The sequence below is a fragment of the Streptomyces sp. NPDC048258 genome, assembly GCF_043201995.1.
In the GTDB taxonomy this organism is placed as follows: Bacteria; Actinomycetota; Actinomycetes; order Streptomycetales; family Streptomycetaceae; genus Streptomyces.
Genome location: NZ_JBICZH010000002.1, coordinates 685,247 through 700,445, shown reverse-complemented (window position 1 = coordinate 700,445; position 15,199 = coordinate 685,247). Strand labels below are relative to the sequence as shown.

The 15,199-nt window shown below is 73.6% G+C and carries 12 protein-coding genes; 3 read left to right on the top strand and 9 right to left on the bottom strand.

Features of this window, described 5'->3' with window-relative positions:
• Positions 1-2,017: MinD/ParA family protein (locus ACGFYQ_RS07340; protein WP_393740839.1), on the top strand; the 2,017-nt coding region annotated here is incomplete at its 5' end.
• A gap of 101 nt (positions 2,018-2,118) precedes the next feature.
• Here the strand turns inward: ACGFYQ_RS07340 and ACGFYQ_RS07335 are convergent.
• The 9 genes from ACGFYQ_RS07335 to rimP all read right to left on the bottom strand — a co-directional run bounded on the left by ACGFYQ_RS07335 (position 2,119) and on the right by rimP (position 14,051).
• Positions 2,119-3,075 carry a bifunctional riboflavin kinase/FAD synthetase gene (locus tag ACGFYQ_RS07335; protein WP_393740837.1) on the bottom strand — a complete coding sequence of 319 codons (957 nt, stop codon included), beginning with the start codon at positions 3,073-3,075 and terminating at the stop codon, positions 2,119-2,121.
• A gap of 127 nt (positions 3,076-3,202) precedes the next feature.
• A complete protein-coding gene (locus ACGFYQ_RS07330) occupies positions 3,203-6,724 on the bottom strand; it encodes a serine protease (RefSeq protein WP_393740835.1) in 3,522 nt (1,173 codons plus the stop codon).
• Positions 6,725-7,009: 285 nt separating this feature from the next.
• Positions 7,010-7,918 (bottom strand): tRNA pseudouridine(55) synthase TruB, encoded by a 909-nt coding sequence (gene truB, locus ACGFYQ_RS07325; protein ID WP_393740833.1) that lies wholly within the window; start codon positions 7,916-7,918, stop codon positions 7,010-7,012.
• Complete coding sequence (gene rbfA, locus ACGFYQ_RS07320; RefSeq protein WP_362394283.1) at positions 7,915-8,367, bottom strand: 30S ribosome-binding factor RbfA; 453 nt, start codon at positions 8,365-8,367, stop codon at positions 7,915-7,917. The genes truB and rbfA overlap by 4 nt, the downstream gene beginning before the upstream one ends.
• A gap of 28 nt (positions 8,368-8,395) precedes the next feature.
• Positions 8,396-8,689 (bottom strand): DUF503 domain-containing protein, encoded by a 294-nt coding sequence (locus tag ACGFYQ_RS07315; protein WP_030161467.1) that lies wholly within the window; start codon positions 8,687-8,689, stop codon positions 8,396-8,398.
• A gap of 160 nt (positions 8,690-8,849) precedes the next feature.
• Positions 8,850-11,969 carry a translation initiation factor IF-2 gene (infB, locus tag ACGFYQ_RS07310; RefSeq protein ID WP_393740830.1) on the bottom strand — a complete coding sequence of 1,040 codons (3,120 nt, stop codon included), beginning with the start codon at positions 11,967-11,969 and terminating at the stop codon, positions 8,850-8,852.
• 148 nt (positions 11,970-12,117) lie between these two features.
• Complete coding sequence (locus tag ACGFYQ_RS07305; RefSeq protein WP_393740828.1) at positions 12,118-12,405, bottom strand: YlxR family protein; 288 nt, start codon at positions 12,403-12,405, stop codon at positions 12,118-12,120.
• A 147-nt stretch (positions 12,406-12,552) separates the two neighbouring features.
• A complete protein-coding gene (gene nusA / locus ACGFYQ_RS07300; RefSeq protein WP_362394274.1) occupies positions 12,553-13,551 on the bottom strand; it encodes a transcription termination factor NusA in 999 nt (332 codons plus the stop codon).
• Between the two features lie 2 nt (positions 13,552-13,553).
• On the bottom strand, positions 13,554-14,051 hold the full coding sequence (gene rimP / locus ACGFYQ_RS07295) for a ribosome maturation factor RimP (RefSeq protein ID WP_393740826.1): 498 nt from the start codon (positions 14,049-14,051) through the stop codon (positions 13,554-13,556).
• A 157-nt stretch (positions 14,052-14,208) separates the two neighbouring features.
• Between rimP and ACGFYQ_RS07290 the strand changes: the two genes are divergently transcribed.
• Both ACGFYQ_RS07290 and ACGFYQ_RS07285 read left to right on the top strand, forming a co-directional pair.
• Complete coding sequence (locus ACGFYQ_RS07290) at positions 14,209-14,757, top strand: hypothetical protein (protein ID WP_393740824.1); 549 nt, start codon at positions 14,209-14,211, stop codon at positions 14,755-14,757.
• The gene (locus ACGFYQ_RS07285; protein ID WP_393740822.1) at positions 14,754-15,194 is read left to right on the top strand and encodes a ferritin-like domain-containing protein; all 441 of its coding nucleotides are present in this window, start codon (positions 14,754-14,756) and stop codon (positions 15,192-15,194) included. The genes ACGFYQ_RS07290 and ACGFYQ_RS07285 overlap by 4 nt, the downstream gene beginning before the upstream one ends.
• Positions 15,195-15,199: the final 5 nt, after the last annotated feature.

The following is a 15,199-nucleotide window of genomic DNA, read 5'->3' as shown; positions in this document are numbered from 1 at the left end:
GACCTCGGCTCCGGCCGAGAGCCCGGCACCCGCGCCCTTCGCCGCTCCGGCTCCGGCTCCGTTCGAGACCCCTGAACCCGCGCCGTTCGCGACCTCGGCTCCCGCCGAGAGCCCGGCACCCGCGCCCTTCGCCGCTCCGGCTCCGGCTCCGTTCGAGACCCCTGAACCCGCGCCGTTCGCGACCTCGACTCCGGCCGAGAGTCCGGCACCCGCGCCGTTCACGGCTCCAGCCCCGGCCCCGGTCGAAGCGCCGGCACCCGCGCCGGCCGAGGCTGCCGCTCCCGTGCCCGCGCCGTTCACCGTTCCGGCTCCGGTCGAGACTCCGGCCCCCGAGCCGGTCGACGCGGCCCCGTCGTACCAGGCTCCGGCTCCGGTCGAAGCCCCCGCGCCCGCGCCGTTCAACCTCCCGGCTCCGGTCGAGGCTTCGGCGCCCACGCCGTTCACTCCCCCGGCACCGGTCGACGCTCCGGTCGACGCGGCCCCGGCGCCGTTCGACGGCGGAGCCGGTCCGCACGACACCCCCGCCGAGGGGACGGCCCTGCTGCCCCCCGCCGAGCAGGCCGCGGCCGCGCCGGTCAGTCCTACGGACGCTCCCGTCCCCGTCGCGGAGCACCCGTTCGGGGGACCCGGTGGCGAACTGCCGCCGCTGCCGCCCGCGTTCGCGGACCGGACGGACCAGGACGGGTACGCATTCCCGCCGCCGGCCCCCGCCCCGCAGCCGCAGGCGACGCCGCAGCCCCCGCACCACGACCCCCGCACCGGCGCCCAGTGGCCCAACGGTCAGCAACCACACCAGCCCCAGCCGCACGACCCCCGCTACTCGGCCGGTCAGACCACCGGCGGGGCGCCGCTCGGCTACACGGCCGCCGTCGAGCTGTCCTCGGACCGCCTGCTGCGCAACAAGCAGAAGCCCAAGACCGGCAACAACAACGTCGGCGGCCGCTTCCGCTTCGGCGGCAAGGCGGCCGAAGCGGAGCGCCAGCGCAAGCTGGAACTGATCCGCACCCCGGTCATGTCCTGCTACCGCATCGCCGTCATCAGCCTCAAGGGCGGCGTCGGCAAGACCACGACCACCACCGCCCTCGGCGCCACCCTCGCCACCGAGCGCCAGGACAAGATCCTGGCCATCGACGCGAACCCCGACGCCGGCACCCTCGGCCGCCGCGTCCGCCGCGAGACCGGCGCCACCATCCGGGACCTGGTCCAGGCGATCCCGTACCTGCACTCGTACATGGACATCCGCCGGTTCACCTCCCAGGCGCCCTCCGGTCTGGAGATCATCGCCAACGACGTGGACCCGGCCGTCTCCACGACCTTCAACGACGAGGACTACCGCCGCGTCATAGAGACGCTGGGCCGCCAGTACCCGATCATCCTCACCGACTCGGGCACCGGCCTCCTCTACTCCGCCATGCGCGGCGTCCTGGACCTGGCCGATCAGCTGATCATCATCTCGACCCCGTCCGTGGACGGCGCCAGCAGCGCCAGCACCACGCTCGACTGGCTCTCCGCGCACGGGTACGCCGATCTCGTCTCCCGCTCCCTCACCGTCATCTCGGGAGTCCGCGAGACGGCCAAGATGATCAAGATCGAGGACATCGTGCAGCACTTCGAGACCCGCTGCCGCGGTGTCGTCGTGGTGCCGTTCGACGAGCACCTCGCGGCCGGCGCCGAGGTCGATCTCGACATGATGCGGCCCAAGACCCGCGAGGCGTACTTCAACCTCTCCGCCCTGGTGGCCGAGGACTTCCTGCGGGCCCAGCAGCAGGCCCCGCAGGGCCACTGGGGAGCGCCGCAGCACCAGCCGCCGCAGCAGCCCCAGCCGTACCACCAGCAGCCTCAGCCCCAGCCGCCGCAGCAGCCGTACGGCCATCCCCAGGGCCAGCCCCCGTACCAGCAGCCGCAGCCGCCCTACCAGCAGCCCGGCCAGCCCTACCCGCAGCCGGGCCAGCCCTGGCGGCAGCCCCCGGCACCGCAGCAGCCGCAACAGCCCCCGCGCGACCCCCGCCTGGGCTGAGCCGGCGGCGTCGACAACAGGAAGGGCCCGTACCACCCGGGATCGATCGAGATCCGGGGCGGTACGGGCCCTCGCCCGTTCGTCCGTCAGCCGTTCGCCGGTCAGCGCTCCGCGTCGTACGCGTCCGTCAGCACCCGCGCCCGCTTCACGTCGTCCGCGATCGCCTCCAGCAGCCCGTCCAGCGATTCGAACTTCGCCATCCCCCGCACGTACGCGAGGAAGTCGACGGCCACGTGCTTCCCGTACAGGTCCAGCCCGATCCGGTCGATCGCGTACGCCTCCACGGTCCGCTCGGTCGCGTCGAACTGCACGTTCGTCCCCACCGAGATCGCCGCGGGCATCCGCTCGCCGTCAGCCGTCAGCCAGCCCGCGTACACCCCGTCCGCCGGGATCGCGGTGTGCGGCTGCGTCTCGACGTTCGCCGTCGGGTAGCCGAGCTCGCGCCCGCGCTGCGCACCGCGCACCACCACGCCCTCGACCCGGTGCGGCCGTCCCAGGATCTCGGCCGCGCCCTCCATGTCGCCCTCGGCGACCAGCCTGCGCGCCAGCGTCGAGGAGAACGGCACGCCGCCGCCCGCCTCGCCCCGCTCGACCAGGTCCACGACCTCGACCTCGTAGTCGTACGTGGCGCCCAGCTCGCGCAGGAAGTCGACGTTCCCGGCGGCCCGGTGGCCGAAGCGGAAGTTGGGGCCCTCGATGACGGACCGCGCGTGCAGCTTGTCGACCAGCACCTTCACGATGAAATCGGCCGGGGACAGCTGCGAAAACTCCGCCGTGAACGGCAGGATCAGCAGCGCGTCCACGCCCAGCCCGGACATCAGCTCGGCGCGCCGGTCGTACGGGGCCAGGATCGGCGGGTGGCTGCCGGGGCGGACGACCTCGCTGGGGTGGGGGCTGAAGGTGACGACGACGGACGGGACGCCCAGCGCGTGCGCCTTGGCCACGGCCCGTCCGATGATCAGCTGATGACCGCGGTGCACACCGTCGTAGGAGCCGATGGTGACGACGCTGCGTCCCCAGTCCTGGGGGATGTCCTCCAAGCCACGCCAGCGCTGCACTGTGACCGCTCCTCGCCCGAACCCGTTTAGGCCTTGTACTGATTGCCGATTACAGGTCTAAGACTGCCATGCCGGTGCCCGGTGCCCCGCATCGGCATCTGCGTCGGACGGCCGCCGCGGCATATCGTCACGTCACATCCGGGGCCGCCCCGCCGAGGGTCTCCACCGTCCGCCGCGCGCTCGGGCCCAGCAGGGCCGCCGCCTCCCCGCCCGGCTGCGCCATCCAGCGCGCCACGAGCCCGCCGAAGGCCGGGTCGGACCGGGCCAGCTCCACCGTCCGGTGCCCGAACACCGCCGGCCCGCCCGGGGCCCCGAGCAACCGCCGCCCGGTGCGCCGCAGCAGCTCCCTCGTACGGCCCTCCGGGCGCGCGGCGGCCCCGGCCGCGACGGCCACCAGGAACGCGTCGAGCACCGCCGGATCCGTCTCCTCGCGCAGCAGTACGTCGGCCAGCTCGCCGCGCAGCGCGTACGAGGACTCCCCGCCCGGCGCGGCCAGTACGGCGGCCAGCTCGGCCCGTACCTCGGCCGGGGAGGACCGCAGCAGGTCCAGGACCAGCGGGCGCAGCACGGGAGCGGCGGCCGCGCCCTGCTCCAGGCGCCGGTCGACGAAGGCGGCGGCGTGCGGCGCGTCCTCGGGTCGGCACGCCAGGTGGTCCCGTACGAGGTCGGCCGCGCGCCGGGCAAGCCCCGGGGTGGTCAGCGCGGCCAGGGCGCGCACCACCTCCCCGTCGGCCCGGGCCCGCAGCGCGGCGAACACCGCGTCCGGGTCGGGCAGTACGGGCAGGGCCGCGACCAGCGCCGCGGCGGGCAGCCGGGACCCGTGCTCGGGGGCCCGGAAACAGGCGAGGGCGTCGGGCAGGTAGCGGCCGCGCGCCTGCGGGTCGCGCAGCAGCACGGCCAGGGCGCTGCCGTGCAGGGCGGCGTCGGCGGGACGGGCCAGCAGCGTCTGGGCGGCGTGGCGCAGCAGTTCGCGGTCGGCCGGGGTGCGCACGTGCGGGGCGGTGGCCATCCCGTAGGTGGCGGCCGCGACCCGCCGCGCGGGCCGTTCGTCGTGCGCCCAGCGGTCCACGGCCCGGCACAGGGCGGAGGGCTCCTCCTCGGCGAGTACGGAGAGCAGCTCGTCGGCGCACGGGTGCGCGGCGGTGACGAGCGCCTCGGTGAGGTCGTCCAAAGCGAGGCGGCGATGGGTGTGCAGCAGTGCCTGGGCGGCGGTGGCGACGGTGGCCCCGGGGCGGCCGCGCAGCCGCCGTCCGTCGGTGAACCAGGCGCAGAGCAGGGGCTGTGCGAGCCGCGGGTCCCGTACGAGCCGACGGGCGGCGGCGTCGAGGTAGCGGTCGCCGGGGACCGCCTCGGCGGGGTCGGCGGGCAGCAGCCGGCGCAGCAGGTCGAGGCGGTCGGGCTCGGGCAGCCGCAGCCGGTTCCAGAACCGGCCGCCGAACTCGCCGGGGCCGGCGTGGGCCACGTGCTCGGCGAGGGCGTGCAGGACGGGGAGGTGGGGGTGGGCGTCGGGGGCCCGGAGCAGGCTCTCGCGCAGCAGCCGGCCGGCCCACCAGATCCGGTCGGCATCGGATCCTGCGGCGGGCCCGGTATCGGGTCCCGTATCCGGTCCGGCGGCGGGTCCGGTATCCGGTCCGGTATCCGGTCCGGCGGCGGGCCCGGCGAAGTCGTTGAGGCGGTGGACCAGCCGCATGAGCTCCTCGCGCAGGGCGTCGGCGGGCAGTCGGCGCAGGGCCTCCAGAACGGGCCCGATCCGGTGCCGGGGTACCGGGAGCCCCGGCCCGGCGGGCCGGTGGACGAGGGAGTCGAGGGCGGTGGGGACGTCCAGGTGGCCGGCCTGGATCCAGTCGGACAGCTCCTCGTGGCCGAAGCGGTAGCCGGGTCCGACGGACACCAGCAGCCCCTCGGTGAGCACGGCGGAGGCCCAGCCGGTGCGCCACGGGAACAGTTCCTCGAACGAGGCCCGGTCGAGCGCGCCCTGCCCGGGTCCCAGACAGCGCCGGGCCGCCTCGTGGACCCGGCCGGCCACGCGCGCCGCGAGCCGCCTGACCCCGGGGCCGTGCACCCGTGCGGCTCCGGCCCGCGCAGCGGCGATGCGGACGGCGGCGCGCAGGCACAGCAGGTCCAGGTGGGCGGCGAAGACCTCGTCCCGGCCGGGGCGGCCGGCCGTGACCCCGGCGGCGCGGATCCCGGCGAGGAGGCTCAGGGTGAGCGGGTGCCGGGCGTCGGACTCCCGGACGGCGCCCTCGGGGATGCCGAGCCGGGCCCGGGCGGCCGCGGCCTCGGCGGGGGTGAGGTCGCCGAGCGGGAGGGCGGGCGGCGTCCGCCGGGCCGGGCGGGCGGGGGCGTACAGCACCTCGGGCGGGCAGAGGGCGCCGGCCCGTTCCCAGTGTTCGGGCCGGGCGGCGACGGCCAGCCGGGCCCCCGTCCCGCGCAGCCACCCGACGGTGGCCTCGGTCCAGGCGCCCAGGCGGTGCGCGAGCTCCGGCGGCATCTCCTCGGGGGCGTCGAGCACCACGAGCAGCGCCCGGTCGGCCGCGCCCGCTACCCGCGCCGCCTGCTCGGCGTCCGCCTCGGCCACGGACCGGTCCGCCGGAACGGCCGACGGCCCGGACGGACCGGACGGCCCGGACGGACCGGACGGCCCGGCTGTACCGGCTGTACCGGCTCCCGCCCGCGTACCCGCGCCGGAGACGATCCGGGCCGCCGAGGCCAGCGCCCGCGTCACCGCGTCGGCGAGCGAGGCGTCCCCGCCGCGCAGGTCCGCCCCGCGCAGCCACACGGTCGGCGCGGGACGGGTCCCGCGGGCCCGGCGTACGGCCAGCGCCGCCAGTGCCGTGGTGCGGCCCGTGCCCGGGTCTCCCACCAGGCCGAGGACGAGTCGGTCCCCCGCCGTGAAGGCCTCCAGTTCGGCCGCGGTCCGCGGTCGCTCCACGGGTTCCCGGCCGGGCCCGGCCCCGCCCGGGGGCAGGGCCGCGCCCAGGGTGGTCCCGGTCAGTTCGAGGACTCCGGCGAGGTTCAGGTCCGGCCCGTACGCCGGCACGGTCGTGGCGTTGCGTTCCAGCAGCGCGGCCAGCGGGCCGGCCGGGTCGGCCCCGGCCGCCGCCCGAAGGGCCACCGCGAAGCCTCCGGAGCGGTGTTCCGCGCGCAGAGCGGTGCCCAGGACCGCGAGCACCGCTCCGGTTTCCGCGTCGAGGACCGGTCCCCCGCAGGCCTCCCCGCCCAGGCTCAGCGCGTCCCGCCCGTCCGTTCCGATCGCCAGCTCGACCGCCGAGCTCGCGGGCACGGCGTGCAGCCGGTCCGCCGCCGGGTACGTGACCTCCGCGCCCCCCAGCACCCGCGCCTGCCGCCATCCCCGCGCGGGCAGCCGTACGTACGTCCCGGGAGCGATGTCCTCGCGCATCGCCACCGGCAGTGGCCGCACCCCGAGTCCGTCGGTCCGTACGAGGGCCAGCGCGAGCCCCGGCAGCGCGGTCACGTCCCCCGCCCCGGCCAGCCAGGTCCGCCCGGCCGGCCCGGGGCCGTGCAGCACCACCCGGCTCAGGCCGTCGACGGCCTCGTGACTGGTGACCACCGTCCCGCGGTCGTCGGCGACGAATCCGCTGCCGCGCGCCCGACCGGCGAGATCGCAGATTGTGACGAGCTCCGCCATGGCCGCACCACTCCCCCGCAACGCCCCGTACTCACGACGGTAGGCAGGTGAAGATCAGCACGAAAAGCACGCGAGGCGAACGCGCCCCCTTACGCTCCCGCCATTCACTCCGAGCGCCTGCTCGGACGGGTGAATACGAGGGTCCGGGTGGATAGAGACCTACCCGAGGGGGGTCGTGGAGCGGTGAGCGGCAGTGCATGTGCGCTCACCGCTCCACGTCAACAGACTTCGGCCGGACAGCTCCGGCCGCACAACACCGGCCGGACGAAGCCGGCCGGCGCCGGGTCAGACGAATACCGCGAGGGACTTCGCCTTGCCGCCCTTGCTCTCCACGAGCCCGAGCAGGTTCCCCTGCGGCCCGAAGACCGCGACGGTCTGGCCGGTCCGGTACTCCTCCGGCATGTCGATCCGCACGCCGTTGGCGAGCAGCGAGGCGCGCCGGGCGTCCAGGTCCCAGCGCGGGAAGGCCGCGGCCGCCGCCTCGCCGATCGGCATGACGGTCAGCTCCTCCTGGAGCTGGTCCAGCGTGCGCGCCCGGTCGATCTTGTACGGGCCCACCCGGGTGCGCCGCAGCGCGGTCAGGTGGCCGCCGACGCCCAGGTCGGCGCCCAGGTCACGGGCCAGCGCGCGGATGTACGTACCGCTGGAGCAGACGACGGAGACGACGAGGTCGACGACCTTCGTGCCGTCCTCGGCCTCCGCGTCCCGCATGTCGTACACCTGGAACGAGGAGACGGTCACCGGCCGGGCCGGGATCTCGAAGTCCTCGCCGTCCCGCGCGCGCTTGTAGGAGCGCACGCCCTTGATCTTGATGGCGCTGACCTTGGACGGGATCTGCATGATCTCGCCGGTCAGCTTGGCGATGCCCGCGTCCACGGCCTCCCGGGTGACCCCGGCGGCGTCCGTGGAGGAGGTGATATCGCCTTCGGCGTCGTCCGTCAGGGTGTTCTGGCCCAGCCGGATCGTGCCGAGGTACTCCTTCTCCGTGAGCGCGAGGTGGCCGAGGAGCTTGGTGGCCTTCTCGACGCCCAGGACCAGCACGCCCGTCGCCATCGGGTCCAGCGTGCCGGCGTGGCCCACACGGCGGGTCTTGGCGATCCCGCGCATCTTGGCGACCACGTCGTGCGAAGTGAAGCCGGACGGCTTGTCGACGATGACCAAGCCGTCCGGAGTCTTCCCTGCGTTGGTGCTCATTCCGCGGCTGCGTCCTCGTCGTCCTCGTCGCCCGGCTTCTTGTACGGGTCGGCGTCGCCGGCGTACTTGGCGCCGGAGGACACCTCGCGCACCTGGGCGTCGGAGGCGCGCGCCTTGTCGAGGAGGTCCTCGATGGTCTTGGCGTTCTCCGGGAGGGCGTCCGCGACGAAGGTCAGGGTGGGCGTGAACTTGGTGCCCGCCGCCCGGCCGACCGCGGAGCGCAGTACGCCCTTGGCGCTCTCCAGGCCCGCTGCCGCGCTGGCCCGGTCCTCGTCGTCGCCGTAGACCGTGTAGAAGACCGTGGCCTCCCGCAGGTCGCCGGTGACCCGGGTGTCCGTGATGGTCACGTGCGTACCGAGGCGAGGGTCCTTGACACCGCGCTGCAGCTTCTCGGCCACCACCTCCCGGATGAGGTCCGCCAGCTTCTTCGCCCGCGCATTGTCGGCCACTGGTCCGTCTCCTTCTTATGTCTTGCTATCAGTCTTCATCACCGTGGAGGCGCCGTCGTACGGACAGCAACTCCACTTCCGGACGTGCCGCGACCAGCCGCTCGCAGCGGTCCAGTACATCCGAGAGGAACCCCGTGTCCCCGCTCACCAGAGCGACCCCTATACGGGCCCTGCGGTGCAGGTCCTGGTCGCCCACTTCAGCCGCGCTCACGGAGAACTTGCGTTGGAGCTCGGCCACGATGGGCCGGACGACGGAGCGTTTCTCCTTCAGCGAGTGGACGTCGCCGAGGAGCAGATCGAAGGACAGAGTCCCCACGTACATGCAGTTCCGGATATCCCGCCGGTGCGGGTTCGGTGGCCTGCCGGCCGTCGCTCGGCAGGGTCACCAGAACCGTACACGCAACGGCCGGGGCCGATCGACGGATATTCCGCCGACCGGCCCCGGTATTACGAGTTACGACACGGTGCGAACCGCCTCGCGCTTACGCGCGGGGCTTCTCGCGCATCTCGTACGTCGCGATGACGTCGTCGATCTTGATGTCGTTGTAGCTGCCGAGGTTGATACCGCCCTCGAAGCCTTCGCGGATCTCGGTGACGTCGTCCTTGAAGCGGCGCAGACCGGAGATGGTGAGGTTCTCGGCGATGACCTTGCCATCGCGCAGGAGCCGCGCCTTGGTGTTGCGCTTGACCTCGCCGGACCGGATGAGGACACCGGCGATGTTGCCCAGCTTGGACGAGCGGAAGATCTCGCGGACCTCCGCCGTACCGAGCTCGACCTCTTCGTACTCCGGCTTGAGGAGACCCTTCAGGGCCGCCTCGATCTCCTCGATGGCCTGGTAGATCACCGAGTAGTAGCGGACGTCGACGCCCTCGCGGTCCGCCATCTGCGCGGCACGGCCGGCCGCACGGACGTTGTAACCGATGACGATGGCGTCGGAGCCCATCGCCAGCGAGATGTCGGACTCGGTGACCGCACCCACACCGCGGTGCAGGACGCGGATGTCGACCTCTTCACCGACGTCGAGCTGGAGCAGCGAGGACTCGAGAGCCTCGACCGCACCGGACGCGTCGCCCTTGATGATGAGGTTGAGTTCCTGGACCAGACCGGCCTTGAGGACCGAGTCGAGGTCTTCCAGGGACACCCGGCGGACACGCTTGGCGAAGTTGGCGTTGCGCTCACGCGCAGCACGCTTCTCGGCGATCTGACGGGCCGTGCGGTCCTCGTCGACGACGAGGAAGTTGTCGCCGGCGCCGGGGACGTTGGTGAGACCCAGGACCAGGACGGGGGTCGACGGACCCGCTTCCTCGACGTTGTTGCCCTTGTCGTCGAGCATGGCGCGCACTCGGCCGTAGGCGTCGCCCACGACCATCGTGTCGCCGACGCGGAGGGTACCGCGCTGGACGAGGACGGTGGCGACGGCACCGCGGCCGCGGTCGAGGTGGGACTCGATCGCAATACCCTGAGCGTCCTGCTCCGGGTTGGCGCGGAGGTCGAGCGAGGCGTCGGCGGTGAGGACGACGGCCTCGAGCAGGGAGTCGATGTGCAGACCCTGCTTGGCGGAGATGTCGACGAACATCGTGTCGCCGCCGTACTCCTCGGCGACCAGACCGAACTCGGTGAGCTGACCGCGCACCTTGACCGGGTCGGCACCCTCGACATCGATCTTGTTGACCGCGACGACGATCGGGACGCCGGCGGCCTTGGCGTGGTTGAGCGCCTCGATCGTCTGCGGCATGACGCCGTCGTTGGCCGCGACCACGAGGATCGCGATGTCGGTCGACTTGGCACCACGGGCACGCATGGCGGTGAACGCCTCGTGACCCGGGGTGTCGATGAAGGTGATGCGACGCTCTTCGTCGTTGACCTCGGTGGAGACCTGGTACGCACCGATGTGCTGCGTGATGCCGCCGGCCTCGCCCGCAACGACGTTCGTCTTGCGGATGGCGTCGAGCAGTCGGGTCTTACCGTGGTCGACGTGACCCATGACGGTCACGACCGGCGGACGCGGCATGAGGTATTCCTCGCCGCCCTCGTCCTCGCCGAACTCGATGTCGAAGCCCTCGAGGAGCTCGCGGTCCTCTTCCTCCGGGCTGACGATCTGAACCGTGTAGTTCATCTCGCCGGCCAGCATCTCGAGCGTCTCGTCGGAGACGGACTGCGTGGCAGTGACCATCTCGCCGAGGTTCATCATCACGGCGACGAGCGACGCCGGGTTGGCGTTGATCTTCTCCGCGAAGTCGGTGAGGGAGGCACCGCGCGACAGGCGAACGGTCTCGCCCTGGCCGCGAGGCAGCATCACGCCGCCGACGGACGGGGCCTGCATGGCCTCGTACTCCTGGCGCCTCTGACGCTTGGACTTGCGACCACGACGGGCCGGGCCGCCGGGACGGCCGAAGGCACCCTGCGTGCCACCACGGGCACCGGGACCACCGGGACGCCCGCCGAAGCCGGGACGACCGCCGCCACCGGCACCGGCCGGACCGCCGCCGAAGCCGCCGCCACCGGGACGGGGACCGCCGAAGCCGCCGCCGCCACCGGGACGCGAGCCCGGACCGGCCGGACGGCCGGCGAAGCCGCCGCCCGCGGGACGACCGGCGCCACCGGGACGACCCGCGCCGCCCGCACCGGGACCACGGCCACCGGGGCCGCCACCGGGACGGGGACCGGGACCACCGGCAGCGGGACGCTGCGGCATCATGCCCGGGTTCGGACGGTTACCACCGGGAGCACCACCCGGACGCGGGGCGCCGCCCTGCGGACGGGGCATGCCGCCGGGGGTCGGGCGACCAGCGCCCTGTCCCTGCGGACGCGGAGCGCCGCCGGGACCGCCCTGCGGGCGGGGAGCACCCTGGCCGCCACCGGCGCCGGGGGCACCGGGACGGGGCGCGCCGGCCGGACGGGGCGCCTGCGGGCGCGCCATACCGGTGGAGCCACCAGAGGTGAAGGGGTTGTTGCCCGGACGGGGACCGGCCGGACGGGCGCCCTGCGGACGCGGGGCCGCGCCACCGGGGCGCGGGGCCTGGGCACCGGGAGTGGCGCCGGCCGGACGCGGGGCGCCGGGACGGGCGCCGGCCTGGCCACCCTGGGCCGCCGGACGCTGCTGCGCCGGACGGGGGCCGGGTGCCGCGGCGGGACGCTCGGTGCGCGCCGGGGCGGCCGGAGCCGCCGGAGGCGCGGAGAACTCGGTCGCCACGGGCGCCGCCGGAGCGGGCTTCGGGGCGGCCGGAGCCTTCGGGCCGGGACGCGGGCCGGATGCGGCCGGAGTCACCGGGGCGGGCGCTGCGGCGGCCGGAGCCTCCGCGACGACCGGCTTGGGGGCCGGTGCGCCGGGCTTCGGCGCAGCGGGACGTGCAGTCGCACCCGGGGTCGGGACCCCAGGCTTGGCGGGGGCAGCCTTGCGGGGCGCACCCGGCTTCGCAGCGGACTTGCCGGCGTTGCCGCCGGGCCCCTGCAGTGCGTCGGTCAACTTGCGCACAACCGGCGCCTCGATCGTCGAGGACGCCGAACGGACGAACTCACCGAGTTCCTGGAGCTTGGCCATGACGACCTTGCTCTCAACTCCGAACTCCTTAGCGAGTTCGTATACCCGGACCTTAGCCACTTCGCTCCTTTTAGGTCCGGGTTACGCCGGACCGTTGCTACTTCATGGGCGTACTCATCGCGTACTCATCGAGTGCTCATCGCAATCTCGACCTACTTCCAACTCGCGAGGTACCTGACCGCACGGGGTATCCGTGCCGTTCTACGTCTTACGGTGTCGCCTCGGCCTGAACGGCCAGGACTTTGCGCAGTTCCGTCGTGTCGAGCGCTCCGGCGGACCGGAAGGCCCGGGGGAACGCCCGGCGGCGGACCGCCTGGTCGAGGCAGACCACGGCAGGGTGCACATATGCACCCCGGCCGGGCAGCGTACCGCGTGGATCGGGAACGCATTCGTCCTCGATCGCCACGATGCGCAGCAGATCGCTCTTGGCCGCTCGCTCCCGACACCCCACACAGGTTCGTTCGGGGCATGCGCGGGCTTGCGTCCGGCCAGACACGCCTAAGTCTACCTCCCCGCACCGACCCTCCCCCGACAAGTTCCGGGCGAAAATCGAACGGCTGTTGTGTTGTGGTGATCCACGGGGCCGGTGTAAGGCCCCTCGTGGTCCCTGTCTACCGCCCGGGTAGCCCCGGGCGGTACCGGTTTATTCCCCGTCGCCGTCCGAAGGCTGCTCGGTGTCGGGACGGATGTCGATGCGCCAGCCGGTGAGCCGCGCGGCGAGGCGGGCGTTCTGGCCCTCCTTGCCGATGGCCAGCGACAGCTGGTAGTCGGGCACGGTCACCCGGGCGGAGCGGGTGTCCCAGTCGACGACCTCGACCTGGCTCACCCGGGCGGGTGACAGCGCGTTCGCGACCATCTCCGCCGGGTCGTCCGACCAGTCGACGATGTCGATCTTCTCGCCGTGCAGCTCGGCCATCACGTTGCGCACGCGGCTGCCCATCGGGCCGATGCAGGCGCCCTTCGGGTTGAGGCCCGAGCGGGTGGACCGTACGGCGATCTTGGTGCGGTGACCGGCCTCACGGGCGATCGCGGAGATCTCGACGCTGCCGTCGGCGATCTCCGGGACCTCCAGCTGGAAGAGCTTCTTCACGAGGTTGGGGTGGGTGCGCGACAGGGTCACGGACGGACCGCGGACGCCCTTGGCCACGCGCACGACGTACGCCTTCAGGCGCAGACCGTGCGTGTACTCCTCACCGGGGACCTGCTCCTGCACGGGCAGGATGGCCTCCAGCTTGCCGATGTCGACGAGGACGTTCTTGGGGTCCTTGCCCTGCTGGACGACACCGGTGATGACGTCGCCCTCACGGCCGGCGAACTCGCCGAAGGTCAGGTCGTCCTCGGCGTCGCGCAGACGCTGCAGGATCACCTGCTTGGCGGTCGTCGCGGCGATCCGGCCGAAGTCCGACGGGGTGTCGTCGAACTCCTTGGGCTCCTGGCCCTCTTCGAGGTCCCTCGGGTCTTCCGTCGCCCACACGACCACGTGACCGTTGGTGCGGTCCAGCACGACGCGTGCGCGGCGGAAGCTCCCCTCGGTCCGGTGGTACGCGATGAGGAGGGCCGACTCGATCGCCTCGACGAGCAGGTCGAAGGAGATCTCCTTCTCCCGCACCAGACCCCGCAGGGCACTCATGTCGATGTCCACGACTACGCCTCCTCTTCCTTCTTGTCCTTGCGGCTGAACTCGATCTCGACACGCGCCTTGGCGATGTCGGTGAAAGCAATGCGGCGGGCGGTCGCCTTGCGGCCCTTCACGCCCGGGACTTCGAGGTCCAGTCCCTCGTCGTCGACGTCGAGAACGCGGGCGATCAGTTCCCCGCCCTCGGTCAACTGGAACTTCACGAGACGGCCGATCGCCCGTACGTAGTGACGGTGCTCGGTCAGCGGGCGGTCGGCGCCCGGCGAGCTCACCTCGAGGACGTACTCGTCCTCGCCCATCACGTCGGTCTCGTCGAGCAGGTCGGAGACTTCGCGACTCAGCTCGGCACACGCGTCCAGCTCCACGCCCTCGTCGGAGTCCACGATGATTCGCAGCATCCGGCGCTTGCCCGCCCGGGACGTCTCGATCTCTTCGAGGTCCAGGCCCTTGGCGGCGACGAGCGGCTCCAGCAATCCGCGCAGCCTGTCGCTCTGGGTGGTGCTCATCCGGGTGACTCCTCGGCCGCGTGTGCTGTTGTGGTTTCCGTCGTGTGTCAGGTCAAAGGGTATCCGGTCGCGGAGGGTGTTGCCGTCCGCCCTGTGGACAGGGCCCCGGGTACCGTGATCACACCCTGCCCCGCCATCACCCCCGAGGACGTCGCCCGTGCCCTGGACTCTGCCATCGAGACCCTCGCGCAGGAGCCTGCTCGTCGGAGCCGCCGGCGCGGCCGGCGCCGCGCTGCTCAGCGGGTGCTCCGGCACCGGTTCGCCCGACACCGATTCCGGGATTCCACTCGAACAGCGGATGCGGGAAGCGGCCGTTCGTGACAGTGCGCGACTGCTGGAACGTTACGACGCCACCGCCGCCGCCCATCCGGCCCTGGCGGAGCGGCTCGCCCCGCTGCGCACCGCGGTCGCCGCGCACGCCGCGGCCCTGTCCCCCGTCTCCGCGGGCTCGCCGTCCCCGGCCGTTTCCGCGTCCCCGTCCGGCGGTACGGGCGCGGCCGCTCCCGCGCCGAGCGGGGAGCCGGTGCCGCCGGCGCCCGCCGAGGCCCTGACCGCCCTGGCGGACGCGGAGCGCAGCCTGTCGGAGGCCCGGACCATCGATCTGGCCGGGGCCCCGGGGGAGCTGGCCCGGCTGCTGGCCTCGGTGGCCGCCTGCGGCGCCGTACACGCGTACCTGCTGACCTCGACCCCCGGAGCCAAGCCGTGACCCCCGAACCCTCCCCCGCCGGCCGGGCCCTGGAGGCGGCGCAGGCCGCACTGGCCGCCGAGCACGCGGCCGCGTACGGCTACGGGGTGATCGGCGCCCGGACCGCCGGGGCCCGCTCGACCGAGGCCCGCGAGGCGTACGGCGGCCACCTCGCGCGGCGCGACGCCCTCGCCCGGACCGTGCGGGAGCTGGGCGGCGCGCCCCGGCCCGCGGAGGCGGCGTACGCCCTGCCGTTCGAGGTGCGCACGCCCGCCGACGCCGAGCGGCTGGCCGCCGACATCGAGGACCGGGTGGCGGGCGCGTACTCCGACCTGGTGCGGGCCGCGGAGGGCCCGCTGCGCCGCATGGCGGCCGACGCGCTGAGCGCGGCGGCCGTCCGCGCGGCACGCTGGCGTGGGGTCGGCGTAGCCTTCCCTGGGCTCACGGAAAAGCGCTGAAGTGG